The sequence below is a fragment of the Lentzea sp. NPDC102401 genome (genome assembly GCF_044765805.1).
Lineage (GTDB): Bacteria > Actinomycetota > Actinomycetes > Mycobacteriales > Pseudonocardiaceae > Lentzea > Lentzea sokolovensis.
Genome location: NZ_JBIWKS010000002.1, coordinates 524,246 through 551,110 on the forward strand (window position 1 = coordinate 524,246; position 26,865 = coordinate 551,110).

General features: G+C 70.0%; 25 protein-coding genes. 9 read left to right on the forward strand and 16 right to left on the reverse strand.

Annotated features, from left to right (window positions below; translation table 11 throughout):
* Window positions 1-47: 47 nt before the first annotated feature.
* Complete coding sequence (locus ACIRG5_RS07865; protein WP_402901842.1) at window positions 48-530, reverse strand: DUF4230 domain-containing protein; 483 nt, start codon at window positions 528-530, stop codon at window positions 48-50.
* Window positions 531-787: 257 nt separating this feature from the next.
* Here ACIRG5_RS07865 and ACIRG5_RS07870 point away from each other — a divergent pair, with 257 nt between their 5' ends.
* The 4 genes from ACIRG5_RS07870 to ACIRG5_RS07885 are packed head-to-tail and all read left to right on the forward strand — an operon-like array spanning window position 788 to window position 2,966.
* Window positions 788-1,675 carry a proteasome assembly chaperone family protein gene (locus ACIRG5_RS07870; protein ID WP_402901845.1) on the forward strand — a complete coding sequence of 296 codons (888 nt, stop codon included), beginning with the start codon at window positions 788-790 and terminating at the stop codon, window positions 1,673-1,675.
* 9 nt (window positions 1,676-1,684) lie between these two features.
* Window positions 1,685-2,044 (forward strand): MmcQ/YjbR family DNA-binding protein, encoded by a 360-nt coding sequence (locus ACIRG5_RS07875; RefSeq protein WP_093588201.1) that lies wholly within the window; start codon window positions 1,685-1,687, stop codon window positions 2,042-2,044.
* Window positions 2,017-2,445, forward strand: coding sequence for a hypothetical protein (locus tag ACIRG5_RS07880; protein ID WP_402901848.1), 429 nt, complete (start codon window positions 2,017-2,019; stop codon window positions 2,443-2,445). The genes ACIRG5_RS07875 and ACIRG5_RS07880 overlap by 28 nt, the downstream gene beginning before the upstream one ends.
* Window positions 2,445-2,966, forward strand: coding sequence for a YciI family protein (locus tag ACIRG5_RS07885; RefSeq protein WP_402901850.1), 522 nt, complete (start codon window positions 2,445-2,447; stop codon window positions 2,964-2,966). The genes ACIRG5_RS07880 and ACIRG5_RS07885 overlap by 1 nt, the downstream gene beginning before the upstream one ends.
* Here the strand turns inward: ACIRG5_RS07885 and ACIRG5_RS07890 are convergent.
* The 5 genes from ACIRG5_RS07890 to ACIRG5_RS07910 are packed head-to-tail and all read right to left on the reverse strand — an operon-like array spanning window position 2,963 to window position 6,379.
* Window positions 2,963-3,418, reverse strand: coding sequence for a dihydrofolate reductase (locus ACIRG5_RS07890; protein ID WP_402901852.1), 456 nt, complete (start codon window positions 3,416-3,418; stop codon window positions 2,963-2,965). The genes ACIRG5_RS07885 and ACIRG5_RS07890 overlap by 4 nt on opposite strands.
* Entirely contained in the window at window positions 3,415-4,212 is a 798-nt protein-coding gene (locus tag ACIRG5_RS07895; protein ID WP_402901855.1) for a thymidylate synthase, read from the reverse strand. Before ACIRG5_RS07895 ends, ACIRG5_RS07890 begins: the two co-directional genes overlap by 4 nt.
* Window positions 4,213-4,225: 13 nt before the next feature.
* Entirely contained in the window at window positions 4,226-4,828 is a 603-nt protein-coding gene (locus ACIRG5_RS07900; protein WP_402901858.1) for a nitroreductase family protein, read from the reverse strand.
* The gene (locus ACIRG5_RS07905; RefSeq protein WP_402901861.1) at window positions 4,828-5,919 is read right to left on the reverse strand and encodes an acyl-CoA dehydrogenase family protein; all 1,092 of its coding nucleotides are present in this window, start codon (window positions 5,917-5,919) and stop codon (window positions 4,828-4,830) included. The genes ACIRG5_RS07900 and ACIRG5_RS07905 overlap by 1 nt, the downstream gene beginning before the upstream one ends.
* A 22-nt stretch (window positions 5,920-5,941) precedes the next feature.
* Window positions 5,942-6,379 (reverse strand): MarR family winged helix-turn-helix transcriptional regulator, encoded by a 438-nt coding sequence (locus ACIRG5_RS07910; RefSeq protein ID WP_402901864.1) that lies wholly within the window; start codon window positions 6,377-6,379, stop codon window positions 5,942-5,944.
* A gap of 83 nt (window positions 6,380-6,462) precedes the next feature.
* Between ACIRG5_RS07910 and ACIRG5_RS07915 the strand changes: the two genes are divergently transcribed.
* Both ACIRG5_RS07915 and ACIRG5_RS07920 read left to right on the forward strand, forming a co-directional pair.
* A complete protein-coding gene (locus ACIRG5_RS07915; RefSeq protein ID WP_402901867.1) occupies window positions 6,463-7,227 on the forward strand; it encodes an SDR family NAD(P)-dependent oxidoreductase in 765 nt (254 codons plus the stop codon).
* A gap of 68 nt (window positions 7,228-7,295) precedes the next feature.
* Complete coding sequence (locus tag ACIRG5_RS07920; protein ID WP_402903079.1) at window positions 7,296-8,081, forward strand: aldo/keto reductase; 786 nt, start codon at window positions 7,296-7,298, stop codon at window positions 8,079-8,081.
* A 67-nt stretch (window positions 8,082-8,148) separates the two neighbouring features.
* Here the strand turns inward: ACIRG5_RS07920 and ACIRG5_RS07925 are convergent, their stop codons facing one another.
* The 6 genes from ACIRG5_RS07925 to ACIRG5_RS07950 all read right to left on the reverse strand — a co-directional run bounded on the left by ACIRG5_RS07925 (window position 8,149) and on the right by ACIRG5_RS07950 (window position 17,024).
* Complete coding sequence (locus ACIRG5_RS07925; protein WP_402901870.1) at window positions 8,149-9,477, reverse strand: ABC transporter permease; 1,329 nt, start codon at window positions 9,475-9,477, stop codon at window positions 8,149-8,151.
* Window positions 9,477-10,187: an ABC transporter ATP-binding protein gene (locus ACIRG5_RS07930; protein WP_319973364.1), complete on the reverse strand. Its 711-nt coding sequence runs from the start codon at window positions 10,185-10,187 to the stop codon at window positions 9,477-9,479. Before ACIRG5_RS07930 ends, ACIRG5_RS07925 begins: the two co-directional genes overlap by 1 nt.
* Complete coding sequence (locus ACIRG5_RS07935; RefSeq protein WP_402901873.1) at window positions 10,187-11,176, reverse strand: efflux RND transporter periplasmic adaptor subunit; 990 nt, start codon at window positions 11,174-11,176, stop codon at window positions 10,187-10,189. Before ACIRG5_RS07935 ends, ACIRG5_RS07930 begins: the two co-directional genes overlap by 1 nt.
* Before the next feature lie 112 nt (window positions 11,177-11,288).
* On the reverse strand, window positions 11,289-14,159 hold the full coding sequence (locus ACIRG5_RS07940; protein ID WP_402901876.1) for an ATP-binding protein: 2,871 nt from the start codon (window positions 14,157-14,159) through the stop codon (window positions 11,289-11,291).
* 70 nt (window positions 14,160-14,229) lie between these two features.
* Window positions 14,230-14,418: a hypothetical protein gene (locus tag ACIRG5_RS07945; RefSeq protein WP_402901879.1), complete on the reverse strand. Its 189-nt coding sequence runs from the start codon at window positions 14,416-14,418 to the stop codon at window positions 14,230-14,232.
* Window positions 14,418-17,024 (reverse strand): type 2 lanthipeptide synthetase LanM family protein, encoded by a 2,607-nt coding sequence (locus tag ACIRG5_RS07950; protein ID WP_402901881.1) that lies wholly within the window; start codon window positions 17,022-17,024, stop codon window positions 14,418-14,420. Before ACIRG5_RS07950 ends, ACIRG5_RS07945 begins: the two co-directional genes overlap by 1 nt.
* 142 nt (window positions 17,025-17,166) lie before the next feature.
* Between ACIRG5_RS07950 and ACIRG5_RS07955 the strand changes: the two genes are divergently transcribed.
* Window positions 17,167-18,258: a helix-turn-helix domain-containing protein gene (locus ACIRG5_RS07955; RefSeq protein ID WP_402901884.1), complete on the forward strand. Its 1,092-nt coding sequence runs from the start codon at window positions 17,167-17,169 to the stop codon at window positions 18,256-18,258.
* Here the strand turns inward: ACIRG5_RS07955 and ACIRG5_RS07960 are convergent.
* Together ACIRG5_RS07960 and ACIRG5_RS07965 are read right to left on the reverse strand one after the other, a co-directional pair.
* Window positions 18,255-18,845, reverse strand: a complete 591-nt coding sequence (locus tag ACIRG5_RS07960) for a superoxide dismutase family protein (RefSeq protein ID WP_402901886.1) — start codon at window positions 18,843-18,845, stop codon at window positions 18,255-18,257. The two genes, ACIRG5_RS07955 and ACIRG5_RS07960, sit on opposite strands and share 4 nt — an antisense overlap.
* A 13-nt stretch (window positions 18,846-18,858) precedes the next feature.
* Window positions 18,859-21,252 carry a hypothetical protein gene (locus ACIRG5_RS07965; RefSeq protein ID WP_402901889.1) on the reverse strand — a complete coding sequence of 798 codons (2,394 nt, stop codon included), beginning with the start codon at window positions 21,250-21,252 and terminating at the stop codon, window positions 18,859-18,861.
* A 120-nt stretch (window positions 21,253-21,372) separates the two neighbouring features.
* Between ACIRG5_RS07965 and ACIRG5_RS07970 the strand changes: the two genes are divergently transcribed.
* Window positions 21,373-23,250 carry a S41 family peptidase gene (locus ACIRG5_RS07970; RefSeq protein ID WP_402901892.1) on the forward strand — a complete coding sequence of 626 codons (1,878 nt, stop codon included), beginning with the start codon at window positions 21,373-21,375 and terminating at the stop codon, window positions 23,248-23,250.
* Window positions 23,251-23,305: 55 nt separating this feature from the next.
* On the opposite strand, the gene ACIRG5_RS07975 is transcribed toward ACIRG5_RS07970, so the two are convergent.
* Together ACIRG5_RS07975 and ACIRG5_RS07980 are read right to left on the reverse strand one after the other, a co-directional pair.
* Entirely contained in the window at window positions 23,306-23,869 is a 564-nt protein-coding gene (locus ACIRG5_RS07975) for a hypothetical protein (RefSeq protein ID WP_402901895.1), read from the reverse strand.
* 81 nt (window positions 23,870-23,950) lie between these two features.
* The gene (locus tag ACIRG5_RS07980) at window positions 23,951-24,877 is read right to left on the reverse strand and encodes a LuxR C-terminal-related transcriptional regulator (protein WP_402901898.1); all 927 of its coding nucleotides are present in this window, start codon (window positions 24,875-24,877) and stop codon (window positions 23,951-23,953) included.
* Window positions 24,878-25,059: 182 nt separating this feature from the next.
* Here ACIRG5_RS07980 and ACIRG5_RS07985 point away from each other — a divergent pair, with 182 nt between their 5' ends.
* Window positions 25,060-26,853, forward strand: coding sequence for a S8 family serine peptidase (locus tag ACIRG5_RS07985; protein ID WP_402901901.1), 1,794 nt, complete (start codon window positions 25,060-25,062; stop codon window positions 26,851-26,853).
* Window positions 26,854-26,865 lie beyond the last annotated feature (12 nt).

The following is a 26,865-nucleotide window of genomic DNA, read 5'->3' on the forward strand; positions in this document are numbered from 1 at the left end:
GAGCGAGTGGGTCACCGCTGGACGTTCGCCGGGATCGGCCAGGAGGTTCAGTCGCCGACGACCTTCACCTGGAATCCCAGTGCCTGCAACATTCCCGTCAGCATCACGCGGGTGTTGTCCTCGGCCCGCTTGAGGATCTCGGACTTCTGCGCGGCCTCGGTGAGCTTGGCCTCCGCGGCGACGTAGAACCGTTGCTGGTCAGGAGGTCCCGCCAGGGCCTGCAGGTCGTTGATCAGGCCGCGTTCCTGGCTGAACACGTACGACCTGTCGTGGTGCAGGTTCGGTTTGTCCAGCTGGGGCTTCGGCACGCGCAGTTCGACGGTCTTGCCGTCCGGCGACAGGATCAGCCCGTCGTCCTTGAGCGTTCCCAGGTCCACGAAGGCGTTGACGGACCCGGCCGCGACGAACAGCGTGCGTTCGCCCGCCAGTGCGGCGGGCACCCACTTCACGTCGTTCTCGATGTCCAGCACGACCTGGAACTCGCCCGCGGCGGCGTGGTACTGGCTCAGGTCCCGCACCGACTTCAGCATCGCGGGCTGACTGCGATCGATCGATTCGTCACCGAAGGGTTTTATTTGTGTGAAACCGAACGCCGCCGCTCCGAGGAGAATGAGGACGGCCGCGACCAATGCTCCACGCGTCACCCAGCGCCTATACACCGCGATGGAGTACCCGTGGGGTGATGCGCGCACACGGTCCGTATGGGCTAATCGACCCGAGCGGAATCAGTTCCGTGTGCACGTGGTTGGCTTGGACGAGACGAGAGCGACAGTTCAGGAGGCGTGCGGTGGACCCGGAGAACCTGTACGAGGTGGACTCGGAGGTCCCGGACCTCACGGGTGCGGTGCTGCTGCACCACTTCGAGGGCTTCATGGACGCCGGTGCCGCGGGCCGTCTGCTCACCGAGCACCTGCTGGAGACCCTCGAAAGCCGTGTCGTCGCGCGCTTCGACATCGACGGCCTGATCGACTACCGGTCCCGCCGCCCGCTGATGACCTACGCGACCGACCACTGGGAGGACTACGCCGCCCCCCAACTGGTCGTGCACCTGCTGTGGGACAGCGCCGGCCACCCGTTCCTGCTGCTCACCGGTCCCGAGCCGGACCGCGGCTGGGAGGCGTTCATCCAGGCCGTGCGCTCGCTGATCGACCGCTGGGGCGTGCGTCTGACCGTGGGCTTCCACGGCATCCCGATGGGCGTGCCGCACACACGGCCGTTGAACGTCATCGGCCACGCCACGCGTCCCGAGCTCGTGTCGGAGTACCAGCCGTTCTTCAACCGCGTGCAGGTGCCCGGCAACGTGTCCGGGCTGCTGGAGTTCCGCCTCGGTCAGGCCGGCCACGACGCGATGGGCTTCGCCGCCCAGGTGCCGCACTACCTGGCGCAGTCGCAGTACCCGACCGCCGCCGTGACCCTGCTCGACGCCCTCGCCCGCGCCACTGGCCTCGCGTTGCCCATCGGGTCGCTGGTCGACGCCGCGCAGGCCGCCGACGCCGAGATCCACCGGCAGGTGGCGGACTCCGAGGAGGTCGCCCAGGTGGTGGAAGCGCTCGAGCGGCAGTACGACGCCTTCATCCAGACTGTGGGAAACACCGACCTCCCCAGCGCGGACGAACTGGGGGCCGAGTTCGAGCGGTTCCTGGCCGAGCAGCAGCGTCCGCCGGACCACCTGTAGGAGCAAGCGATGGCCACCTGGGACGACGTGCACCGGATCGCCACCTCCATGCCCGATGTCACGGAGCGGGTGCGCGAGGGCGTCGTCGACTGGAGGGTCAAGGACAAGCTGTTCGTCTGGGAACGGCCGCTGCGCAAGACGGACTTGTCGGCGCTGGGCGCGGCGGCCCCGTCCGGACCGATCCTGGCCGCCCGCGTCCCGGACCTCGGGGCGAAAGAGGCGTTGCTGGCCTCGGACCACTCGGTCTACTTCACGACGCCGCACTTCAACGGGTATCCGGCGATCCTGGTGCGGCTGGAACACATCGAGGTGGGGGAGTTGGAAGAGTTGATCGTGGAAGCGTGGCACGCGAGGGCACGGCGCCGGTGACGCTGACGAAGTGGATCCGCGAGGTCGCGGACGAGCCGTTGCTGCTGAAAGGTGATCTCTTGGCCCAGGCGGAGGAGAACACCTGGACGCTGGGCAGGGCCAAGGGGGAGACACCCGTGGTGGCGGAGGTGGTCGCCGCGTTCGAGGAGACCGCGCGGCGGCTCGGTGAGCGCGTGGCCGCGATGGAGCGGACAGCGACCTTCTACGTCTGGTGCGACGTGCGGGCAGGACACCTGAAGTGTTCGACGAGCTCGGCGAAGAAGGACGCGCTGCCGTTCGACGCCAAGGTCGATCCGGACGCGACGCTCACGGCCGTCGTCGGCGGCTATCTCGCTGACGCCTGGCCGGAAACGGACGAGGACTTCGTCCTTCCCGTGTGGACCGCCGAAGTGGGGCTCTAGTGGAGTTCCTGTGCTACCACCGGGATCGGCCCGGTTCGATGCCGGTGCGTTCCAGACTGGTCGAAGAGCACTGGTCCTACATGGACGGGTTCGAACTCATCGCCCGAGGCCCGACGTTCGCAGGCGATGTGGTCACGGGCAGCGTGCACGTCGTCGACGTGCCGGACGCGCGGGCGGCTCGTGCGTTCGCGTTCGACGAGCCCATCTACCAGGCCGGTGGCTACCGGGACGTGCTGGTGCGCAGGTGGCGCAATGCCCTCGGACGCACGATGTGGGACTTCCCCGGTGGCCGCGAGGGTGGCGGCCACCTGGTGCTCGGGTTCGGCTCCGGAGAGCCCGCGGACCTCGTCCCGGCGCGGCCGGAGGAGCTGATCGCGTACGGGCCGTTGCTCTCGGACGACGGCAACGCCTGGCTGGGCACGGCGGCGCTGGTCAGGTCGGCGGATCCGGCGGGGGTGCTGACCGCGGACCGCTACGACGCGGTCGAGGTGCACGAGTGGGAGTTCGGCGGCCGTCGCTAGTAGCTGACGAACCGGTAGTGCAGGCCTGAGCTGGACTCCAGCCACTCGCCGACGCTGACTGGCTCCCGTTCCACGGCGGGGGCGAAGGTGTCGCCCTCGAACGTCTCGCGGATCTCGGTCACCTCGACGCGGTCGGCGAACGGCAGCGTCGCCGCGTACACCGCCGACCCGCCCATCACCCACAGGTCGCCGGTGACGTCGGCCAGAGCTTTCTCCAGGCTGTCGAACGTCTCCGCGCCTTCCTGCCCGGTGCGCGACAGCACCAGGTTGCGGCGGCCCGGCAACGGGCGGAAGCGCGGGGGCAGAGACTCCCAGGTGCGGCGTCCCATGAGGACGGCCGAGCCCGCGGTGATCTCCCGGAAGTGCTTCATGTCCTCGGGAACGCGCCAGGGGATGGCGTTGTCGCGGCCGATCACGCGGTCGGCGGTCTGGGCCCAGATCAGCCCGATCACACCGCCACCGGAGCCTTGATGCCGGGATGCGGGTCGTAGCCCTCGATCGTGAAGTCCTCGTACTCGTAGCCGAACAGCGAGGCCGCCGGAGCCGTCTTCAACGCGGGGAACTCGCGCGGCTCACGGCTGAGCTGGAGTTCGACCTGCTCGACGTGGTTGTCGTAGATGTGGCAGTCGCCGCCGGTCCAGATGAAGTCGCCGACACCGAGGCCGGTCTGCGCGGCGATCATGTGCGTCAGCAGCGCGTAGGAGGCGATGTTGAACGGCACGCCGAGGAACAGGTCCGCGCTGCGCTGGTAGAGCTGGCAGGAGAGCTTGCCGTCCGCGACGTAGAACTGGAAGAACGCGTGGCACGGCGGCAGCGCCATCTGCGGGATCTCGCCGACGTTCCAGGCGGAGACGATGATCCGGCGCGAGTCCGGGTTCGTCCGCAACGTCCTGAGCACTTCGGCGATCTGGTCGACGTGCCCGCCGTCCGGGGTCGGCCACGACCGCCACTGCACGCCGTAGACCGGGCCCAGCTCGCCCTCGGGGGAGGCCCACTCGTCCCAGATGGACACGCCGTGCTCCTGCAGCCAGCGGACGTTGCTGTCGCCGCGCAGGAACCACAGCAGCTCGTACGCGATCGACTTGAAGTGCACGCGCTTCGTCGTGATCAGCGGAAAGCCGGCGGCGAGCGGATAGCGCAGCTGGTGGCCGAAGATCGACCGCGTGCCGGTGCCGGTGCGGTCCTCCTTGCGCACGCCCTCCTTCAGGACGTGGCGGAGCAGGTCTTCGTACTGCGTGTCGGGCATGAACGCACCCTAACTAATTCCAGCGGTCGAACGACGTCACCTCCGCCACGTCGCGTCGCACGGCCACGGAGAACTTCTCGGCGGGGTGGCCGAGCGGGACCATCGCGGCGATCTCCCAGCGCTCCGGCACGCCGAGCAACTCCAGCGTCTCCGCCTGACGCACCCTGATCACCGTGGTCAGCGTGGTGCCGAGCCCCAACGCGCGTGCCGCCAGGCAGAAGTTCTGCACGGCCGGGTAGACCGACGCGTGCACCGGCCCGATGTCGATGCCCTCCACCAGCGACGGCAGCCGCGGCATGAGGAAGAACACGATCACCGGCACGGACGCGAGGGTGTCGGCGAAGTGGTTCGCGGACCGGCCGATCCGCAGGCCGACCGCGTCAGTGCGTTCCGGCGCCATCTCGGCGTAGCGGGTGAACGCGCTGCGGTACAGCCTGCCCACCTCGGCGCGCACGTCCGGATCGGTGACGACCAGATAGCGCGTGGGCTGGACGTTGCCACCGGACGGCCCCTGCTGGGCTGCCCGCAGACACGTCCACACGTCGTCGACGGCCACGGGCTCGTCGGTGAACCGGCGGATCGCCCGCGTGGTCATGATCGCTTCGAGGGCGTCCATCAGAACCTCGTCATGTCCGGGGCGAGCCCGAGCTTGAGCATCGAGTAGGTCTCCAGCATCCGCCGCGACACCACCGTGTGCTGCGCGGCCACGTGCACGTCGCGCAGGCAGCGTTGCAGCGCGGACGACTCGAACACCGAACTGCCGCCACCCGCCGCGAACGCCTTCTGCGCCACGTCCGTCGCCTCACCCGAGGCGAACGAGCAGGCCAGCCGCAGCCGCGCCTTCACCGGGTCCGCGGCGGCGGCACCGGTCAGCGCCGCGTCCCAGGCCGCGCTCAGCGCCTCGTGCAGGAACGCCGTCGCCGACGACAGCCGTGCCTCCATCAGCGCGAGCTCGATCTGCACGCCGGTCTGTTCCGCGAGGCGGGACGTCGCGTACTGCGGCACCTTCTCGACGGCCAGCGCCTCGATCTCGTCGATCGCGCGGCGGGCCACGCCCAGGCACACGGACGCGACGCCCACGGCCAGGAAGCTGAAGTAGGGGAACACCGTGATCGGGCCCTCGATGCCGGGCGTGATGCCGATCGGCCACACCGCACGACGTGACGGCAGGAAGGCGTCCGTGAGAGAGAACTCGTGCGAACTGGTCGCGCGCAGGCCGGCGGCGTGCCACGTGTCGTGGATCGTCACGTCCTCACGCGGATACACGGCCAGACGCGGGCCCACGGGCGTGAGCGTGCCACCGATGACCCACGACGCGTGAGTGACGGCGCTGCCCCAGCCCCAACGGCCGGTCACGCGGTAACCGCCGTCGGTTTCCACGGCCTTCCCCAACGGCGCGGCGGTGCCCGCGATCAACGCGCGCGGATCGCCGAACACCTCATCGGCGGCGTCGACGGGCAGGTACCAGGCCAGCGACGACGAGATGGTGGTCGTCATCGCGGTCCAGCCGGTCGAGGCGTCGGACCGCGACAGCTCCTGGACCTCCCGGCTCCAGTCGGGCAGCCCGAGTTCGGAGCCGCCGTAGCGTTTCGGGGCGATCAGGCGGTGCACGCCGTGGTCGACGAGCGCGGCCAGCACCGGTTCGGTGAGGGCGCGCTGCTGCTCGGCCAACGGCGCCTCGGCGCGGATCAGGGCGTGGAGATCCATGCGCGCGATCTTGCTCCAGCGGCTACAGCTTGGCGAGCGCCTCAACGAGTGGCTTGAGCTCCGGAACGTCCCCGGCCTCCGACAGCGACGCGGAGAGCACCTCGTCGTGCGTGGGCCGGGCGAGCGCGAGCAGCTCGTGGCCCTTCTCGGTGACCTCGGTGTAGATGCCGCGCCGGTCGGTCGGGCAGAGGTAGCGGGCCAGCAGGCCGCGGTCCTCGAGTCGCGTGACCAGGCGCGTTGTAGCTGACTGGCTGAGCACCACGGCGTTGGAGAGCTGGTTCATCCGAAGGTGGAACCCGTCCTGGCGATTGAGGACGTCCAGAACGGTGTACTCGCTGACGGAGAGTCCGTGGCCCTTCTGCAGCGCTCGTTCGAGGCGGTCCTCGATGCGCGCGTGCAACGCCGCGAGCGTGCGCCATCCCTGTGCGCGCGCCTGGACGGCGTCGTCGTCCAGTGACATAGGTCAACCCTTCTCGAATAGACAGCGTGTGCAACTATTGCGTACGCTTGTAATCGTCTTCAACAAGTCTACCGGGGAGAGACATGGATCTGTCGGGACGCACGGCACTTGTGACGGGCTCCACCGCCGGCATCGGCTTCGCCACCGCCGAAGGGCTGCTCAAAGCGGGGGCCGCCGTCGTCATCACCGGCCGCGCCGAGGACCGCGTGGCCGAGGCGGTCGGCAAGCTCAGCGCCCACGGTGACGTGCGCGGTGTTGCGGCGGACCTCGCGACCGCGCAGGGCGCGGCCGAACTGACCGGCCAGGTGCCCGACGTGGACGTGCTCGTCAACAACCTGGGCATCTACGGCGCGAAGCCGGTCTTCGAGATCGACGACGCCGAGTGGCAGCGGTTCTTCGACACCAACGTCATGTCCGGCGTGCGGCTCGCCCGGCACTACACGCCCCGCATGGTCGAACGCGGCTGGGGCCGGGTCATCTTCGTGAGCAGCGAGTCCGGCGTCTTCACGCCGACCGAGATGGTCCATTACGGCATGACGAAGACCGCGCAGATCGCCATCTCGCGCGGCATGGCCCAGGAGGTCAAGGGCACCGGCGTCACCGTGAACTCGGTGCTGCCCGGCCCGACACTGACGCCCGGTGTCGAGGAGTTCATCCGCGAGCGCGTCGGCGACGGCGGGGAGGCGGAGTTCGTCCGCACCGAACGGCCGACCTTGTTGCTGGGCCGCCTGATCCGCCCCCACGAGGTCGCGAACCTCATCACCTACGTCGCGTCGGACCTGTCGTCCGCGACCACCGGAGCCGCGTTGCGCGTCGACGGCGGCACCGCTCCGACGCTGCTCCCTTGATCGAACACAGTCCTGACCACAGTGAGGATTCCGCTTTGAACACCGTGAAGCTCAACAACGGCGTCACCATGCCCCAGCTCGGTTTCGGCGTCTGGCAGGTGCCGGACGCGGAGGCCACCCCCGCCGTCGTGGAGGCGCTGAAGGCCGGGTACCGCAGCATCGACACGGCCGCGGCCTACGGCAACGAGGCCGGCACGGGTGCCGCCATCGCCCAGTCCGGTGTGGACCGTGACGACATCTTCGTCACCACCAAGCTCTGGAACGACGACCACGGCTACGACGCGACGAAGCGTGCGTTCGACGAGTCGCTGCGCAAGCTCGGCCTCGACGTCCTCGACCTGTACCTGATCCACTGGCCGACGCCGGCGCGCGACAACTACGTCGACACTTGGAAGGCGTTCGTGGAGCTGCAGAAGGAGGGCCGCGTCCGTGCGATCGGCGTGTCCAACTTCCAGCCCGATCACCTGTTGCGGCTGATCGACGAGACCGGCGTCGTGCCGGCGGTCAACCAGATCGAGGTGCACCCGTACTTCCAGCAGAACGAGGTGCGCGCGTTCAACGCCCAGCAGGGCATCCAGACCGAGGCCTGGTCGCCGCTCGGCCAGGGCGGCGAGCTGCTGAGCGACCCGGTCGTCCAGAAGATCGCGCTGGCGCACGGCAAGTCGGCCGCGCAGGTCGTGCTGCGCTGGCACCTGCAGATCGGCAACGTCGTGATCCCGAAGTCCGTGACGCCGTCCCGGATCCGGGAGAACATCGACGTGTTCGACTTCGAGCTGCCGGACGCCGAGATCGAGGCGCTGTCCACTCTGGACCGCGGCGGCCGCATCGGCCCGAACCCGGACGAGCTCAACTAGTCGCCGAAATACGAAGCCCCGGCCCGCATGATCGCGGTCCGGGGCTTCGTCGGCGACGGGCCGAGGACTAGGCCCGCATGACTGTGGCGATCGGGATCCGTGCCGCCCGGATGGCCGGGATGAGCCCGCCCAGCACACCGGCGACGAGGCCCGCGATCACACCGGCGACACCCGCCTCCCACGGGAAGGCGGTGCCCACCAGCGACGGGAAACGGCTGCCGAACATCATCAGCGCCACCTGCAAACCGGCGGCGCCCGCGCCGATCGCGAGCGCGGCGGTCAGCAGACCGGTCAGCAACGTCTCCGCGAGCACGATGCCCGCCAGCAGCAGCCGGGACATGCCGACCGCGCGGCGCAGCGCGAACTCCTCGACGCGCTCACCGACGGTGGCGAGGCCGACGTTCAGGATGCCCGCGACACCGATCAGCAGCACCAGGAACGCCATGCCGAGGAAGATCAGTTGCATGATCCGCAGCTGGGACTCCATGCGCTCCTTGGACTTCACCGCCTGGAACTGCATCTGCTCCTGCGGCAGGCCCGCGCCGACGAGCTTGGCCTTGAGCAGCTGCTGCAGGTCGTCCGTGCCCGGCTGCATGAACAGCTCGAGGCTCGTGCCGCCGCCGCGGAACTGGTTGGCGTTGCTGGTCGCGGTGGCCGACGGCATCCACGTGCGCAGCTCGTCGAGCCGCATGTAGACGCGCGGCTGCATGTCGCCGTCCTGCACCACACCGATGATCTGCGGCGTCACGTGGTGGGTGGCGCCCTCGATCGTCATCTCGCCGGGGACGCGGTACTGCCGCAGGCCCTTGGCGGCCTCCTCGTTCAGCACGATCCGGGGAGCGAGCGACGGCGCGGTCCCGAAGTCGAGCCAGCTGCCGGAGACCGCACGGAACGGCTTGAACGGGCGGATGTCGCCGGTCAGCGCGACCATGCTGACCTCGATGGCCTGACCGTCCGGCTTCTTCTCCGGCTCCTTCTGCTCCTGGCACGTGCCGTCGGCGTCGCAGATCATCCGCGGGCCGTAGTAGTTCCCGCCGCGGCCGGCGTACTCGAACGGCATGCCGCCCTCGTTGATCGGCCGCACACCGGGCTCGCCGATGATCGCCTGCGAGCTGATCATCGCGACGGCGTCGATGCGGCCCTTGAACGTCGACTCGACGATCGCCGGCGCGCCCTTCTCACCGGGTACGTAACCCCGGATCGTGCCGTCCTTGCCCGACTGCAGTTCGACGTCGGTGAGCATCGCGCGTTCGGCGATCTCCGACCCCGCCTGCACGGCCACGACGGCGAGAACACCCAGGAACAGCGAGACCATCGAGAGGAACGTGCGCAGTTTTCGGGCGCGGATGCCCTGTCCGCCGATGACCAGGGCGGACCGGAACTTGCCGGAAAGCATCAGTTGAACCGCCCGTCGCGGAGCTCCATCACGCGGCCCATCTTGCGCGCGTGGTCGTGGTCGTGCGTCACCAGCACGAGGCCACAGCCCTGCCTGGTCGTGTTGAGCAGCACCTCGACGACGAGGTTGCCGGTCTCGGTGTCGAGCGCGCCCGTGGGCTCGTCGGCGAGGATGATCCGCGGCTGCCGCACGAGTGCGCGGGCGATCGCCACGCGCTGCTGCTCACCACCGGAAAGCCTGGTGGGCTTGGACTTCGCGAGGTGCGCGATGCCGACCTGCTCCAGGGCCTCCATCACCAGCTGCTTGCGCTTGCGCCGCGCCGACCAGCCCTGGCCGTTCACCAGAGCCATCGCCACGTTCTGCGCCGCGGTGAGGTGCTTGAGCAGGAAGAAGCGCTGGAACACGAACCCGAACTCCGCGCTGCGCAACGCCGCGGCCCTGCGTTCGGGCAGCTTGGTGATGTCGTTGCCGTGCAGGAAGTACTGGCCCTCGTCGGCGCGGTCGAAGAGCCCGATCAGCGACAGCAGCGTCGACTTGCCGGAGCCGGACCGGCCGAGGATCGCCACGCTCTGTCCAGGATGGACGGTGAAGTCCACGCCGGACAGGATCGTGCGCGGTTCCCCTTGCCCCTTCAGGACCTTCGTGATGCCGTTGAGCTGCAGCAGCGGTGCCTGCACCTGAACCGTGGGTTGATCGAAGGACTGCGTCATCACGGACCCGTCGGCTTGGTCTGGTCGCCGCCCTGCTGCTGACCCTCTGGCAGGTTCGGGCCCGGCACGGCCAGTTCCTCGTCGCCGGTGAGGCCCGACTTGATCTCGATGACCTTGCCGTCGGTCAGCCCCAGCACCACGTCGGTGGTGCGGCGCGAACCGTCACCCGCGATGACGTCGACCTTGCCCTTGCCCTGCGCACCCGCGACGGCCTCGACCGGGACGACCAGCGCCTGCGCCGACTTGCCGGTGGTGACCTCGATCGACGCGCTGGCGCCGTTGATCATCTGCACGTCGGCGGGCGCGGTGCACACGATGCGCAGGCCCGTGGAGCCGCTCGGCTGCTGCGTCTGGTCCTTGGGCTGCTGCTGTTGCTGCGGCTGGTCCTTCTTGTCGTCCTTGGTGTCCGGCGTGACCGGCGGCTTCTCCGGGATCGTGCCCTGCGGCAGCGCGGCGATCGTGCCGAGCACCGCGCACGGGAACGGGCCGGGACCGTTCTTGATCTGCACCACCACGTCGGTGAGCGCACCGTTGATCTTGTACGCCTGCTGGCCGTCGATGTCGCCGACGATCGCGTAGCCGACGTGCTTGGCCGACGCGATCGGCATGCCCGCCGTCACCGTCGCCTTGTCGTCGACGAGCCTGCCGCTGAACGTGGATCCCGGCGGCGCCTCGACGTAGTTCGGCGTCTGGTCCTTCCACACCGTGGCGACCCGGATGGGCCTGGTCGGCGTGCCGTTGGGCGCCGGGACGTCGAAGTACCGCACCTCGCCCGCGACCGGTGCGACGAGCCCGAACGTCGGGTTCATCTCGACCTTGCCGGTGATGCTGATCTTGGTGCTCAGGTCCTGCCTGGTGGGCTTGACCTTGGTCATCGGCGTGCCGCGCGGCGCCAGCTCCGGATTGGTCTGGTCCGGACCTGACGGACTGCACGCCGCCACGGTCACCGTGACCAGCGCGCACAGCGGCGCGAGAACAATTTTGCGCACGAACGTCCCCCATGTCGTTTCGACCAACCTACCGATAAGGACACCTGATAGGTCCCGGAGGTTGCATCAGTCTTTCGGCCGATGTCCCTCGACGTTTCGGCCCTGATCGAAACTAGCGGCTCAGCGTGGCCGCATAGGTGGAAAGCGCTTCACGGTCCGGCTGGCCGGTCTTCGCGATGAGCGAGGCGACGTGCTTTTCCACCGTACGCGGCGAGATGTGCAGCCGGGTCCCGATCGCCTTGTTGCCCATTCGGTCGGCCAGCAGCACGAACACCTCGAACTCGCGCACCGTCACGCCGCGCCCGCGCAACTGCCGCGGCACCTGTTCCGTGCCGTTGCGGCGTTGCTGGACGGGTGCACCGGCCTGGCGCAGCAGGCCGCGGCACGCCGACGCCACCGCCGGGATCGTGGCCTGGTGGAAGTACTCCTCGGCCGAACGCAGCCAGGACACGGGATCGCCCCAGCCCGTCGCCTCCGCCGCGATCAGCCGCCGGCCCAGGTGTCCGGCCAGCGGATACGGCTCCGAGGCTTCCTGGGCGTGCTGGAAGGCTTCCAGGGCCTCGGCGAACCGGTTGTCGCGACCGAGGAGCACGGCGCGCGCCAGTTCGGTGAACTGCCGGTTCCACCGCATTCCCGAGGCGGAGGCGGCGGTCAGCTCCCAGTAGTCCGGCCAGCCGAACCGGCCGTCGAGCACGCCGAGCAGCACGCGCATTCCGCGCGTGCCGGAAAGGTGGAACGTGGTGGGGTTCTGCGATTCCAGCGCGAGCGCGCGGTCGAGCTCCGCCATCGCCAGCGCGTGGTTCTCCTCCAGCAGGGCGCAGAACGCGCGGGCGAGCCCGAAGCACAACGGATACTCCTGCGCCCCGTTCTTCGCGACCGCCTCGAACTCGCTGATGGCGTCGTCGGTCTCGGCGCGGTTGCCCCGGTGCGCGGCCAGGGTCGCCTTCGCCATCAGCAGATAGCGGGTCAGCGCGTGGAACCGCAGGCGGGTCGTCGTGCGCAGGCACCGTTCGATCTCCTCAGCCGCCACCGCGTAGTCCCCGGTCAGCACGGACTGCAGCGCCAGGATCGCGTCCACGTTGTGCGCCACCGTGATCGCGCCCGCCCGGCACGCCTCGGCGTGCGTGCGGCCGAGTGACGCGGTGGTGCCGTGCTGCAGCCAGTCGTTGCCCGCCAGGCGAACCAGCGCGTAGACGTGCTGGATCGGCATCTGGTGCGTGTCCGCGAGCGCGAGAGCCTTGCTGAAGCAGGTGTTCGCCTCGTCGATGTCCTGCTCGCGCGCGATGATCCCGAGCAGTTGCCACGCCTCGCACGCGACCGTCGGCAGTTGCGCCCGGTCCGCCGCCAGCGCGGCCTGTCTGGCGAGGCCCGCGGCCGAGGAGATCCGGTCGGGGCTCGGGATGTTCAGCGTCAGGTAGGCGGAGTTGACGTCCAGTTGCGCGACCAGTTCGTCGGGCGCGTCCGGTCCGAGCAACGTCCGCGCGAGGCGCACCTGTTCCACGCCTTCGGTGAACCAGCCGGCGAGGTAGGCGACGCGGGACAGTCGCGTGTGGAGCTTCGCGCGCAGCGGCCCGTCCAGGCCCTGGAGGTCCTTCATCTCCAGGGCGAAGGCGCGTTCGAAGTCGCCCGTCTCGGCCAGCGCCGGCAGCAACGTGTCCAGAACGCCGGCGCGCGCGTCGCCGGTGAGCAGGCTCTGCGCGCGGTCGAGCAACGTGACGGCCGATTCCGCCGCACCACCCGCCAACGCCCGTGTGCCCGCCTCGGCGAACAGAAGTCCTGCCTGTGTCGGCGATCCCGCGTCGAACCGCAGCTTGGCGACGAGCGGGCACCAGTCGCCGGGCAGCCCGGCGTGCAGGTCCTCGATCGCGTCGGCCGTGCGCCACGACAGGTCCACGCGTTCGGCCGGCGTCAGCTGGGCCAGCAACGCGTCCGCGGTGAGCGGGTGCCGGAACGCGTACCAGTCCGGCGCGGGCTCGTCCGGCGTCACGAGCTGCGCGGCCACCCCGGCGTGCAGGTGGCTGAGCAGCGCGCGGTCGTCGGTGCCGGTCACCTTCTGCACCACGGAGAGCGGGAACCGGTGGCCCAGCACCGCCGCGATGGACAGCACCTCGCGGCCCTGCGGCCCCAGCCTGTCCGTGCGGTGCGCGACGCTGCGCACGAACGCCGCCGGCACCGGCAGTTTCAGCTCGCCCAGCACCTGCCAGCCGTGCGCCCCGGCCACCAGCAGGCCGCCACTGACCATGCCGTGCAGCAGTTCCTCGATGACGAACGGGTTTCCGGCGCTGTCCGTCCACAGGCGATCGACGAGTTCCGCCGGGATCAGCTCGCTCTCCAGACACGCGGCCGTCATCTGCCCGACCTCGTCCTGTGACAACCGGTGCAGCTCCACCAGCCGGCCGGAGCCGCGTTGTCCCATCCGGTGCACGAGTTCCAGCGCGTGGCCGGGTTCGGTGCGGATCGTGGCGAGCAGCAGGACCGGCTGGTCCTCCAGGTTGTCCGCCAGGTACTCCACGACGGCGAGCGTCTCCGCGTCCGCCTCGTGCAGGTCTTCGAGCACGAGCAGGCACGGCGTCTTGCGCGCGACCGAGGCGAGCAGCCGGAGCACCGCTTCTGCCAGAACCACGACAGATTCCGTCGTGGACCGGTGGTCGTGCCACTCCGGGATCAGCGTGCCCAGCACGGGTTTGTACGGTCCCAAGGCGGAGTCGTCCGGCGGTTCGCCGCGAAAAAGACCCAGAAGTGCTTCCGCGATTGGACGAAACGGCACCATCGGCCCGATCGTCGTGCCGCGTCCTTTGAGCACCCGCATGCCCTCGTCGTACGCGTGGCCCGCCGCGTACCGGGCGAGCCTGGACTTGCCGATCCCCGCCTCCCCGGTGAGGAAGACGGCGCCGCCACGGGACTCGCGCGTGTGTCCGAGTGCCCCCGTGATGGCCGTGACCTCGCGGTCACGACCGACCACGTGGGGCGCTCTGGTCTGCATGTCTGGGACCCTAACGGTCCTGTGCAGTTCTCCGTATCGGCTGCCCAGGCGTATTAGGGGTGAAAGTTTCCTACTTGTCGCTCACCGTGGTGTCCGAGATCGCGGGTGTGATGGCCACGAACGCGCTCATCGCCATGGTCACACCCATCAACGCACGCGCCCGCGCACCCGCGAAGGTCTTCGGCGCGAGTTCCATCTCCCCGATCGCGTGCTCGGCCGGGTCGGGCTGGTCGGCGGTGCGGTGCAGGGACTCGTTCATCAGGTGCACTCCTCTTTGTCAGGTGACGATTGCAGTAGCAGGACCGACGGGACCGGGAACCCCTGGCGCAGCAGGCCGTGACCGATGCCGGCCAGACCTGTGAACAGGCCGGGTGACGGCACACCGCCCGGGGTGGCGCAGTGCGCGCCGTGTTCCTCCAGTGCTCCCAGCAACAACGCCGTGCGACGGGTCGCCGCGCTGGGGTGGTGCGCGGCCAGTGCTTCGACGACACCCAGTTCGCCGTGGCAGAGACTCATGTCCCGCAACGGTTTCCTGGACGCCAGCAGACCGGCCAGGCGCTCGTCGTCCCTGGCGAGCGCGGCACCGGCCAGGCCCGTGCACCAGCCGGTGTCGGTCGGGTCGATGGCGTCGCTCTCCAGGAACGATCGTGCGGTCACGTCAGATAACTCGTCGCGGACCGTGGCCGCGTAACGCCTCAGCGCCCATCCGATTCCCGCATGGCCGCGGGCGAAACCATTCGCGGGACAAATAGCACCACGCAGAGCGGACGCGTAGTGATCGGCCAGCGCGAGTGCGTCCGGCGTGCCGACGGCGAGCATCGCGGCCAGCGAGCCCGCGACGCCGTCCACGACGGTGAGCGACGAATCTTCTTTCGGCATCAGCCGCACGGCCTGGGTCAACAGCTCGTCGTCCAGGCCGAGCAACGAAGTGAGACGCGCGAGCCCGTAGCAAATGCCGCCCAGGCCGTGGATCCCGCCGCCGGCCGCCGTGACGAGTTCAGGCTCCCCGGCGAACATCTCCAGCAGCGCCGGCAACGGCCGCAGGGCGTCGCGCGCGAACTCCTCGTACCGCGCGGCGCCGGTCAGCGCGCCCAGTTCGGCCAGGAACAGCGCCACCCCCGTGTAGCCGTTGGACAGGCCGGCGCCGAGCGGCTGCACCGTCCAGTGCCGGTCGTCGACCAGTTCGAGCCCGAGCCAGTTGACGCGGTCCTTGCCGGTGACGGCGTGCGCGAGGATCTGGTCGGCGATCCCGCACGCGGCGACCAGCAGCCGGGCCGGATCCGGATCGACCGGCGCGACGTGCCCAGACACCGCGACGCCGCTGTGGTGCGACACCGGCCGCGGCCGTGACGCCAGCAGGGCCGTGATCACCCACTGCTGGTCGTGCCGGTCGACCTCGCTCATCGCCAGGATCTTGCGCGTCACGGCGTGCAGTCCGGGCTCCGGCAGCATCCCCGGCAGCCGGAGCCCGGACGCGGTCCACAGGTCGGTCGACCCTGGCCGGCACGTGAACAGCGGCACGTCACCGCGCCACAGGTCGGAGACCTCGAACGGCACCAGCCGGTCGAGCAGCGGATCGTCGACCACCAGCACGCCGAACGCCAGGTCGCGGTCGAGCGCGTCGGCCAGCACGGACGGATGCGTCGACTCGTCCAGCAACCGCGCGTACTGCCGTGTCGCGCGTGCCACGAACCGCACTTCTTCGTTCACACAGGCCTTCACGAGCCGCAGAAGCTCGTCGCGATGCGTCACGATCGCGTCGTAGCCCGCGCGGAACCCGGCCAGCAGCGAGTCCTGGTAGTCGGCTGGTTCGGCGGGCTCACCCTGCAACAGCGGCCGGTTGAGCGCCCCCGACGACGTCTTGGGGCGCCTGACCAGCCGCATCCGGTCGGTTCCCGCGTCGGCCCAGTCGACCGCGTCCAACGGCGACAGCACGCCGTGGTCACCGCCGACCCCGGACACGTCCGCGACGCCGTTGTCGCCCAGCAGCACGTGGGGGAGCAGCGCCGTGCGGTGCACGGAACGCACCAGGGCGAGCGTCGCGGGATCCGTGCCCGGTGTGAGCGTGGGGTGGAACAGCGTCTCGACGTCCACGAGCACCGGCTGGTCGCCGCACGCGATGAGGTTCTCGTAGTGCATGTCGGTGCCGTCGACCGCGTAGAGCAACGCGAGCAGCGCGCCGAGTCTCTTGTAGAACTCGGCGACCCCGGCGACGTCCGCGCACGGCACGTACGGGATGTGCTCCAGCCAGCCATAGCCGTCGCGGGGGAGCAGTCGCGGCGTGCGGAACTCGATCCCGGTGCGCCGGGAAAGCCAGTCGAGCTGGTCCTGGAACCGCGCGTGCAGCCCGACCGGTCGTGGCCGGTAGATCAGCCTCTGGCCGGACTCGAAGGTCAGGACGGCCACGGTCCGGCCCTGCCGGTGTGCGTCGCCCTGGCCCATGTCGATGGAGATCAGCGCGCCGGGATCGGTGTTCTCGAAGATCGTCCGGATGATCTCCCCGCGGTCGCGGGTGAACCGCGACGACAGCTCGTGGTGCGTGGAAACCGCCTGTTCACAGGCCTGCGCGAGCAACCGGGCCAGCACCGGGTAACGGTTGAAGACCGACGACAGGCTCAGCGTCCTGGTGAACTCGGTGAACCGCTCGGAACTGGTGGGCGCGGTCAGCGCGTCCCGCGCGTTGTGCAGCTCCAGCACGAGCGTCCGCGCCGCGATGGCCACCAGCCGGCGACCGAGCTGCTCGGCGAACGCCGCGTCGAACGGCGGCGCGACCTCCGTGCGGGACGCGTCGATCAGCGGGCGCAGAGCGTGCGCGAAAGCCGCTGTCCAGCTCTCGCCGGTGCTGGTCTCGGCCGCGGAGGTCACGCGGCCAACCTCGCACGCGCGGGCGGGCGGCACATGGGGACCAACCCCCCAGATTTGCGGGCGGACGTGAATATGGGGGATCGCCACCCATGTTTCGGCGGCCGATTCACCCGAGACTCGATGTCCGAGGGAGGGGAACGGGATGAGGGAGTTCGGAGAACTGCTGCGCACGCACCGCATCGGCGCGGGCCTCACCCAGCAACAGCTGGCTGACTTCGCGATGGTGAGCGTGCGGGCCATCCGCGACCTGGAATGCGGCCGCACCCGCTCACCGCGGGCCGAGACGGTGCGCCTGCTCGCCGACGGGCTGCGGCTCGACGAGGCCGGCCGCGCGGACCTGCAACAGGCGGGAGGCCGGGCAGCGGGCCGCACCGCCGTGGCGCCGCCCGCACCGGCCGGGCAGGCGGGCCTGATCGTGGGACGGGAGGCGGAGGCCGCGGCGCTGTCGGCGTTGCTGACGGAGGGACGGCCGGACGCGGGAGGCTACGAGTCCCGGCGGCTGGTCACCATCACCGGCGTGAGTGGTGTCGGCAAGACCCGGCTCGCCTTGGACGTCGCGGGCGAGCTGCACTTCCGGCACGGCTGGTCGGTCCTGTGGCACCCGGCGCAGGCGAACCCGTCCGTCGACGACGACCAGGACACCGTCCTCGTCACCGACCGCCTGCCGGACCCGAGTCTGCTGGAGGCGCACCCGAGGCTGCGGATCGTCGTCACGGCACTCGCGCCGACCGGGCTGGCCGACGAGCACGTGTTCCCGCTGGGAGCGCTGGCCGACGACGCCGCGATGCGGGTGCTGCTCACGCACGTGCACCGGGTGCGGCCCGCGTTCAAGCCCGAGCCGGCCAACCAGGCCGCGCTCATGGGTCTCGTGCACGAGCTGGACGGGCTGCCGTCCGCACTCGAGTTCGCGGCCGGGTGGTTCATGGTCTACTCGCCGCAGCACCTGCTGGACCGGCTGCGGACCAACCCGCTCGACCCGACCTCGGCGCACCTGCGCGACTCGCTGCGCCGCTCGCTGTCCACCGTGGACGACGAGGGGCGGGAGCTGCTGGTGCGGATGGCCGGGGGAGACGACGCCGAGCCTGGCCGGTCCCTGCGGGACCTGTGCGTGCGCGGGCTCGTCCGCCGTGCCGGATCCCGGCACGAGGTGCTGAACCTCGTCCGCGCGGCGGTGCTGGAACCGATGTCGGGGCCACACCTCGCGGGAGGGGTGGCCCTGACCGGCCCCTGCTAGAACGCGGCGGTCAAGCACGCGAGGCGGTCACCGGCGGTGCCCGCCTTGCCGTGCTCGGTGCTGGTGTGCGCGGCGTGCACGATGACGGCGTTCGCCTCGCCCTTGCGGAACTCCCACTTCACCGTCGCCGTGCCGGTCGCGGCGCCCTGCGCGTCGGTGGTGAAGTCCAGCCAGATCTCGTTCTGCGCGTTGGCGTACTTCGGGTCGACGCTCGGCGACACCGGGTCCTTCTCGTTCTGGTAGTGCGGGCCCGAGTCGGCCGGCTTGGCGCCGCACGGCTTGGTGTGCACGTGCGAGCCGTACTTCGTGTTCGGCAGCAGGCCGGACACCTTCAGCTCGACCGTCGTCTGTCCATTCGCGACGGACGATCCGGTGGAGAGCTTGGCACCCAGCGGGATCCGCGTCACGTCGTAGGTGATGCCCTTGGGCTGGTCACCGGACGCCGCGGGCGCCGCCACGTCGGTCTCCGCCACCGGCTTGACGGCCTGGGTCTGCGGTGCGGACGGGGGTGCCGGCTCGCTCGAACAGGCGGCCAGTCCTCCGGTGAGCAGTACGGCTCCCGCGAGGGTCGCCACAGTCGTGCGCATGTTTCTCCTTGAGTCAGCTGCGTTCCAGGTTCCCATCCCCTTCACGTTCACGATCGGGTGACTGGTTCAGATCGGCCGAGACGAGGTCCGTGAGCGCGTCTCGATAGGCCGTGCACAGGTGGTAGTCGCTGTGAGTCTCCACTTTGTCCGGTGACCCGTTCGTCTCGCCGGCGCGCCGGTCGAGGTCGTTGGGTTCCCAGCCGTGCACGGGAAAACCCAGGTAGTCGGTGCGGCGCCACAGGTTGATCCAGTTCTTGCCCATCAGCCTGGTGAGTCCGCGTTCCGGTGTGCTGCCGGGATTTCGGTGCCACGGATCGCACGAGAACAGTGCGCCCGCACGGACTTCCGGTGTGCCCAGGACCGAAGGACCCAGCAGTTCGGGGAAGATCCGCCCGAAGTACGGCCGCAGCTGCACGCCGTAGGTGAGCAGCCGCACGCGCTGGAGATACCCCTCCGGCAGCGCGAACAGCGCCGCCACCGCCAGCACGGCGCCCAGGCTGTGCGCGGACAGCACCACCCGGTGATCAGGCGACTCGTCCAGGAACTCGCGGGACCTGTCCGCGATCTCCGGCACCGCGCGCTCCGCGTAGCAGGGCGGCGCGAACGGGTGGGCGGTGCGCGGCAGGAAGCACATCAGGTCCCACACCAGGCCGAGCGGCCGGCGGTTGGTCAGCATCCCCGCCCCGACGAACGACCCGATCACCGCGACCCCGGCGAGCCCGGTGACCCAGTCGCCCTTGCCCACCACCCACGTCACGCCCGACCACTGCGACCACGAAGGCGAGGCGAACGTCAGGTAGCAGGTCAGCACCAGGGCGAGCACGCCCAGCGTCGACAGCACACCCGCCGCGGTCTCCGCCCGGTGCGTCACCGCGACCACGTGCCGCGTCCGCACGACGAGCACCTCGGCGTCGTCGTCGAGCACGGCGGGCTTGGTCACCCGCGGCAGCAGCACGACGGCCTGCGCGATCACCAGCAGCACCAGCGGAACCAGCGCGACGGCGAACGCGGCGCTGAACCACGAGTAGAACGGCGGCGCCTGAAGGCCCGTGCCGACCCAGCCCCGGAACGTCAGCACCAGCACGGTCGCCATCGTCACCGACGACGTCAGCGACAACCCCAGCAGCACACCGGGACCGGCGCCACGCCAGGCCTGCCACTGGTCACCGTCCCGCGGCCGGGCGCGCCACGCCAGCGCCCCGCCGACCACGGCCGCACCGATCCAGGCGAGCGGAACCCAGTACGTGGCGACCATGAAAGCCACGAACAGCACGAGCAGGACCAGCGGCCCCTTGGCGTCGTTGCGCCGCCACGACCACGCCGCCAGCACGGACCCGAGCAGCGCGACCGTGACGACCGGCGGTCCCCACGACGTCAGCCACAACGGCCCGTCGAACGCCGGCTCGATCGCGTACAGACCGAACCCGTGCGCCACCAGCAGGAGCACCGCCGAGATCATCAGCAGCCACGACCACAGGCCGCCCTTCTCGGTCGACGGCACGTCCGGGCAGTCGGTCGCCGTCACGACCACCCGCGCCATCACGACCGCCAGCACCCCGGCCGCGAGCACGGTCAGCACCAGGAAGAACCCGTGCCGCCACAACTGGGTGCTCGTCACCAGCACCACCACGCAGCACCCCGCCGAGATGTGCAGCCGGGTGAGCCGCCGGATCCGCGGGCTGCCCTCCCACATCGACGCCCTGCTGAGCATCACGCCCGGCCGCCGCACGGGCTTGCGCCGCATCGCCGCCTGCTCGTACCTGTTGCGCGACAACGAGGTCAGCGCCACCAGTCCGAGCAGCAACAACACCGGCACGACGGACGCGGCGAGCACCCTGACGTGCCGCGCGGGATCGCCCAGCACGTCCAGGAAGTCCGGCAGACGCTTGCACGTGGTGCCGGGCAGCGAGCACTGGATCGCGTAGACGTCGATCGCCACCTCGCACACCGAGAGCACCAGCAACACCGTCAGCCCCAGACCGAAGAGCCGTGTCGAGGCCGCGCCGCGCCCGGCGTTCCACCAGACCATGTGCCTGGTCGTCGGCGTCGAGTCGTCGGGGAGTTTCCGCGACCAGTAGGCGACGTTCGCCAGTCCGAACGGCAGCAGCAACGCCCATCCGACGCGCCCCAGCACGTTCGCGAGCACCGACGGCACGCCGCTGCCCGGCACACCCGGACTGCTGCGCGCCATGCCGCCCCACGAGTACGCCTCGCGCCGCACGGCCGCGGGCACCTGCCCGGCGTGATCCGGCGGCAGCTCGGCGAGCCTGTCCGGCTTCGGCCGCCAGAAGCTGCCGAACCGGTCGCCGCGGAACTGTTCGACGGCGTGCTCGGGGAGGGCCAGCATCGCGTCCGGGGGCGTGTTGTTGACCCCGTGGATGCGCAGTTCCAAGAACCGTGGGTTCATGACCGGCCTCCCCTTTACTCCAGTTGTCGTCCTGAAAACTGCTCCAGTTAGCGGCCGAACGGGTGAAACAGGTGTATCCAGGCGCCCTGGAAAGCCTCTACTGGACAAGGAGGCCCCACCATGACCACAACCGCTCACCCGAACGTCGCAAACTCCGTCGGACTCGCCGAGTTCCTCGCGACGGCGGGCACCCTCACCCTGGCGCAGCGCAAGCTCATCGTCGACCAGGCGCTGATCCTGCTGGAGCAGAACTACGCGCACCTGCCCCTCAAGGTCGCCATGCACGCGGTGAACCCTGTGCAGAGACTCAGGGTTCTCCGAGCCAGACTCGAACGGCAGACCGACGCCACGGCCGAGGCCGAGTGGCAGTTCCACCGCGAGCTGTCGAGCACCTTCCACTCGGTGCGCGACCTGCACACGAACTACCTGCTGCCCGCGCCGTTCGCGGGCAGGATCGCCTTCCTGCCGTTCCAGCTGGAGCGCTGTTTCGCCGCCGACGGCACCGAGCAGTACGTCGTCGCCCGCACGGTCGCGGACTTCGACGGTCTCGCGATCGGCGCTGAGGTGACGCACTGGAACGGCACGCCGATCGCCCGCGCGGTGGCGTTGAACGGCGCGGTCTTCGCGGGCAGCAACACCGCCGCGAACCTGGCCCGCGGCCTCGAGTCGCTCACGTTGCGCCCCTTGGTGATCCAGCTCCCGCCCGACGAGGACTGGGTCGTCGTCAGCTACCGCGACGAGACCGGCGCCGCCGGGGACATCCGGGTCGACTGGCAGGTCACGGAGAACCTCCCTCCGATGACCGACGTCGACGCACTGAGCCCGGCCGCGGCCGCCCAGGGTGTCGACCTGGACTCGGACGAGAAGGCGCGCGCCAAGAAGTTGTTGCACGCGCCCAAGGTCGTGCAGGCCGAGGCCGCCGGTGGCGCGGTCGCGATGGCGTCCCAGGACGTCGCGACGACGATGCCCGGCGTGTTCCGGGCGCGTCCGGTCGCCACGCCGTCCGGCACGTTCGGGCACCTGCGGATCTTCACGTTCAGCGTCGACGACCCGCAGGCGTTCCTCGCCGAGTTCGTCCGGCTCGCGAACCTGCTGCCGCAGAACGGACTCATCGTCGACGTCCGCGACAACGGCGGCGGCCACATCTTCGCCTCGGAGTTCCTGCTGCAGACGATGACGCCGAGGTCCGTGCAGCCGGAGCCCGTGCAGTTCCTGAGCACGCCGCTGAACCTGCGGATCTGCCGCCGGCACGCGGAGGACCCGACCGGCCAGATCGACCTCGGCCCGTGGTTCCCGTCGCTCGACAGCTCGACGGAGACGGGCCAGGCGTTCTCCTGCTCGCACACGATCACACCGGTCGACGGCGCGAACGCGGTGGGCCAGACCTACCACGGCCCGGTGCTGCTGATCACCGACGCGCGCTGCTACTCGGCCACGGACATCTTCGCCGCGGGCTGGGCCGACCACGACCTGGGCCCGATCCTCGGAGTGGACGACAACACCGGCGCGGGCGGCGCGAACGTGTGGACGCACGGTCTGCTGAAGACGCTGCTGACGATCCCGGCGCCGGGTGACGCCGAGTCACCGTACAAGCCGTTGCCCAACAGGGCGAACATGCGCGTGTCGATCCGCCGCACGTTGCGCGTCGGCAAGCTCGCCGGAACGCCGGTGGAGGACCTGGGTGTGCGCCCGACGCACCAGCACAAGGTCACGCGCGCGGACCTGTTGCAGGGCAACGTGGATCTGCTCGCACGGGCGGGAGAGCTGTTGAAGGCGCTGCCGGTGCGGCGGCTCGGAGTGGCGGTCGAGGGAACGACCGTCTCCCTGGACACCGTGAACCTCGACCGGGTGGACGTCTACGTCGACGGCCGCCCCGCCACCTCGCTGGACGTGACCGACGGCGCGCACACCGCGACGTTGACCGCGACCGGGCGCGAGGTGCGCGTCGAGGGGTTCGCGGACGGGCAGCTGGTGGCCGCGCGCAAGGTCGCCAGCTGATCGAGCGGGCGCTTCCGGTGACTCCATGACCGGAAGCGCCCGCTCTCTCTTCGAGCTAGCGCGTGAACGTGTACGCGCGGTCCGACGCCACCGCCGCCAGCTGTGCCTCGGTGCCCGGCGTCCAGCTCTGCACGTAGACCACCTCACCGTTGCGGCGGAAGTTCCACGCGGTCGCGGTGCCGTACAGGTCGTTCTTGGTGAAGACCGTCACGCCACCGCGGTGGTCGCTCTCCCTGCCGGTGCACGTGTTCTGCTCGCAGACCTGCGCCGGCGAGTTCGAGAAGAAGCCCGGCGCGTTGACCTGCATGAACACCGTGTTGCCCTGGCCGCCGACGGTGAACTCGGTCCAGTTGGTCATGTACTGCATGTCGTCGAACACGCCCTCGGCCTCGCCACCCCAGTTACCGGGCTCGACGTTCTGCGCGCCGCGGAAGACCTTCGGGAAGGTCTGCTGCAGGCGAGCGGTGAACCCGGCCGCCTGCTTCTCCAGTTCCGCCTTGGTCTTGTGGACCGGCGTGACGTCCTTCGGCGGCCACGTCAGGCCGGTCTGAGCGGACGCCGTGCCCGCGAGACCGAGAAGTGCCAAGCCCGTCAGGGCAGCCGCCATCACGTTGCGCATGCGCATAGTTCCCCCTGGTGATCGTTCGCTTGCGAAGGGAAGACGCCAGGTGATCACCGGAGGTTGCGTGCGAGATCGTTTCTACAGCCAGCCTCGCCGCATCGCCTGAACACCTGCCTGGAACCGGGTCTGCGCCCCGCACCGGTCCATCAGCTGCCGCACCCGGCGCTGCACGGTCCGCGGCGCGAGCCCGAGCTGCCGTGCGATCGACTCGTCGGTCAGCCCGGCGGCGAGCAGGCCGAGCAGGTTCGGGTCCACGTCGGCCGCCGCCGCGTAGATGCCGCCGGGGCTGAACGGGATTCCCTTGTCCCAGTACAGCTCGAACGTCGACCGCAGCACGTCCAGCAGCGCGGACGGCCGGATCAGCAGGACCTTGTCGATCACGTCGCCGGACGCCACCGGCAGCACCGCCGCGTGCGCGTCGATCACGGCGAGCTTGAACGGCAGCGTCGGCGTGACGCGGGCCCGTTCGCCGGCCGCGACCAGTTCGATGATCTCGGTGACGCGGCCCGGCAGGTCGACGGCCGACCTGTCGTAGACCACGCGCCACTGCACGTCGCGCTGCCGCGTCGAGTCCTCCAGCTCGGCGTGCTCCTCCTGCGGCGACAGGTACGGCGGCTGGTCCAGGACGCAGACCTCCTCGCGCGCGCCGCCCAGCAGGGTGCGCCACAGATCGCGCACGGCGTCCTTTCCGGACACCACCTCGACGAACGCGTTGTCCGCCAGTTCCTCGTCGCGGTTGCGCAGGTACAGCTCCATCAACGGGCCGATGTCCGCGCGAGCCCGGCGGTGGGCCTCCTCGCGGGCCGCGATCAGCGCCTCCACGGCGAGGTCGGGCGGGACGGCCTGCCACACGTCGCCGGGCAGGTGCCGGACCATGCCGAGCTCCCGCATCGACTCCAGCAGGGCGGCGGACGCGCCGATCTCGCCGGTCGTGCGGCTGCCGCCCGTTACCAGAAGCTCGTAAACAGCGGTCTGTTCCGCGTTGACGCCCAGGTGTCCCAACACGGCCACATTGTGCGCCATTCAGAGCAGTACCCCTGTCGTGAACACGCCAGTGTCGTCAAACGGCCTCATCTAGACCTGTTTTCGCAGCTGTGACCCGGCTTACGGTCCCTCCACCTCCGCAGCCGGTTCAGAACACTGACGCCCTCAACGGCACGCGAAGGCCCTGCGTGGAAGGACCTCACGTGAACGGATTGCGACGCACGACCCTGTGCGCCGCGGCAGTTTCCGCCGCCGTGTTCAGCGTTGCCTCACCCGTCAACGCCGCTCCAAGCCAGATCCAGTCCCAGCCGGACTCGACCCAGGTGAACCGTCCGTTCGAGCGGCTGATCGTCGGCTACAAGCCCGGCACCGCCGAAGCCTCGTCCGACACCGCTGCCTCGGACGACGCCCGCAAGAAGGGCAAGTCCCTGCACCGCCGCACGGCGAGTGGCGCGGTCGTCGTCGACCTCGGCGCGAAGACCACGAACGCCGACAGCACGATCCAGGCGTTCAAGAACGACCCGAAGGTCGCCTACGTCGAGCCGGACCTGCTCATGCAGCCGTTCGCCGACCCGAACGACACCGAGTACTCCCGGCAGTGGGACCTCTTCGAGGCCACCGCGGGCATGAACGTGCCCGGCGCGTGGTCCAGCACGACCGGCTCCGGGGTGACCGTCGCGGTCATCGACACCGGCTACGTCACGCACAGCGACCTGGCAGGCAAAGTCGTCGCGGGGTACGACTTCGTCTCCGACGCCGCTCGTGCCCGTGACAACAACGGCCGCGACTCCAACCCGGCCGACGAGGGCGACTGGACCGCACGCGGTGAGTGCGGCACCGACGCCAACGGCAACCCGGTGCCCGCGCAGGACAGCGCGTCGTCCTGGCACGGCACGCACGTCGCCGGCACGATCGCCGCGGCCACCAACAACGGCAAGGGCATCGCGGGCATCGCCTACGACGCCAAGATCCAGCCGTTGCGCGTGCTCGCCAAGTGCGGTGGCGCCACCTCGGACATCGCCGACGCGATCACCTGGGCGTCCGGCGGCACGGTGAGCGGCGTCCCCGCGAACGCCAACGTCGCCAAGGTCATCAACATGTCGCTGGGCGGTAAGTCCTCCTGCTCCACGACGTACCAGAACGCGATCAACGGCGCCATCAACCGCGGCACCACGGTCGTCGTCGCGGCCGGCAACTCGAACGACAACGCGTCGCTCTACACCCCGGCCAACTGCAGCGGCGTGATCACCGTCGCGGCGTCGTCCCGTGAGGGCAACCGCACGTTCTACTCGAATTACGGCACCCGCATCGACATCGCGGCGCCCGGCGGCGAGACCCGTCGCGGCACCGACACCCCCGGCACCATCACCACGCCGGAGAACGGCATCTGGTCGACGCTGAACGCGGGCGCCACCACCCCCGGTGCCGAGAACTACAAGCCCTACCAGGGCACGTCGATGGCCGCACCGCACGTCGCGGGCCTCGCGGCGCTGCTCGTGGCCAAGAAGCCGTCGCTCACCCCGGCCCAGGTCAAGGACCTGATCAAGACCAACGCCCGTCCGCTTCCCGGCACCTGCTCGGGTGGCTGCGGCGCGGGTCTCGCGGACGCCGCCAAGACCGTGGCCGCCGTCGACACGACTCCGCCGCCCTCCGGTGGCCTGGAGAACACGACCGACGTCGCCATCCCGGACCGCGGCACCGCGATCACCTCGTCCATCACCTCCACGGTGACGGGCAACGCCTCCTCGGCCACCAAGGTCGGCGTGGACATCGTCCACACCTACCGCGGTGACCTGGTGATCGACCTGATCGCGCCGGACGGCACCGCCTACCGGCTGAAGAACTCGTCCTCTTCGGACAGTGCCGACAACGTGGTGGCGACCTACACGGTCAACGCCTCGTCCGAGGTCGCGGCGGGCACGTGGAAGCTGCGGGTCCAGGACGTGTACTCCGGTGACACCGGGTACATCAACTCCTGGAACCTGACCCTGCAATAGCTCCACGGGTTC

Excerpts from the sequence above, each read along its gene's own strand:
- ACIRG5_RS07925 (WP_402901870.1), bottom strand. The coding sequence starts at position 9,477 with ATGCTTTCCGGCAAGTTCCGGTCCGCCCTGGTCATCGGCGGACAGGGC.
- ACIRG5_RS07905 (WP_402901861.1), bottom strand. The coding sequence starts at position 5,919 with ATGGATCTCCACGCCCTGATCCGCGCCGAGGCGCCGTTGGCCGAGCAG.
- ACIRG5_RS07965 (WP_402901889.1), bottom strand. The coding sequence starts at position 21,252 with ATGAACCCACGGTTCTTGGAACTGCGCATCCACGGGGTCAACAACACG.
- ACIRG5_RS07930 (WP_319973364.1), bottom strand. The coding sequence starts at position 10,187 with ATGACGCAGTCCTTCGATCAACCCACGGTTCAGGTGCAGGCACCGCTG.
- ACIRG5_RS07865 (WP_402901842.1), bottom strand. The coding sequence starts at position 530 with ATGCTGAAGTCGGTGCGGGACCTGAGCCAGTACCACGCCGCCGCGGGC.
- ACIRG5_RS07910 (WP_402901864.1), bottom strand. The coding sequence starts at position 6,379 with ATGTCACTGGACGACGACGCCGTCCAGGCGCGCGCACAGGGATGGCGC.
- ACIRG5_RS07955 (WP_402901884.1), top strand. The coding sequence starts at position 17,167 with ATGAGGGAGTTCGGAGAACTGCTGCGCACGCACCGCATCGGCGCGGGC.
- ACIRG5_RS07875 (WP_093588201.1), top strand. The coding sequence starts at position 1,685 with ATGGCCACCTGGGACGACGTGCACCGGATCGCCACCTCCATGCCCGAT.
- ACIRG5_RS07915 (WP_402901867.1), top strand. The coding sequence starts at position 6,463 with ATGGATCTGTCGGGACGCACGGCACTTGTGACGGGCTCCACCGCCGGC.
- ACIRG5_RS07960 (WP_402901886.1), bottom strand. The coding sequence starts at position 18,845 with ATGCGCACGACTGTGGCGACCCTCGCGGGAGCCGTACTGCTCACCGGA.
- ACIRG5_RS07940 (WP_402901876.1), bottom strand. The coding sequence starts at position 14,159 with ATGCAGACCAGAGCGCCCCACGTGGTCGGTCGTGACCGCGAGGTCACG.
- ACIRG5_RS07920 (WP_402903079.1), top strand. The coding sequence starts at position 7,296 with ATGCCCCAGCTCGGTTTCGGCGTCTGGCAGGTGCCGGACGCGGAGGCC.
- ACIRG5_RS07895 (WP_402901855.1), bottom strand. The coding sequence starts at position 4,212 with ATGCCCGACACGCAGTACGAAGACCTGCTCCGCCACGTCCTGAAGGAG.
- ACIRG5_RS07945 (WP_402901879.1), bottom strand. The coding sequence starts at position 14,418 with ATGAACGAGTCCCTGCACCGCACCGCCGACCAGCCCGACCCGGCCGAG.
- ACIRG5_RS07900 (WP_402901858.1), bottom strand. The coding sequence starts at position 4,828 with ATGGACGCCCTCGAAGCGATCATGACCACGCGGGCGATCCGCCGGTTC.
- ACIRG5_RS07970 (WP_402901892.1), top strand. The coding sequence starts at position 21,373 with ATGACCACAACCGCTCACCCGAACGTCGCAAACTCCGTCGGACTCGCC.
- ACIRG5_RS07975 (WP_402901895.1), bottom strand. The coding sequence starts at position 23,869 with ATGCGCAACGTGATGGCGGCTGCCCTGACGGGCTTGGCACTTCTCGGT.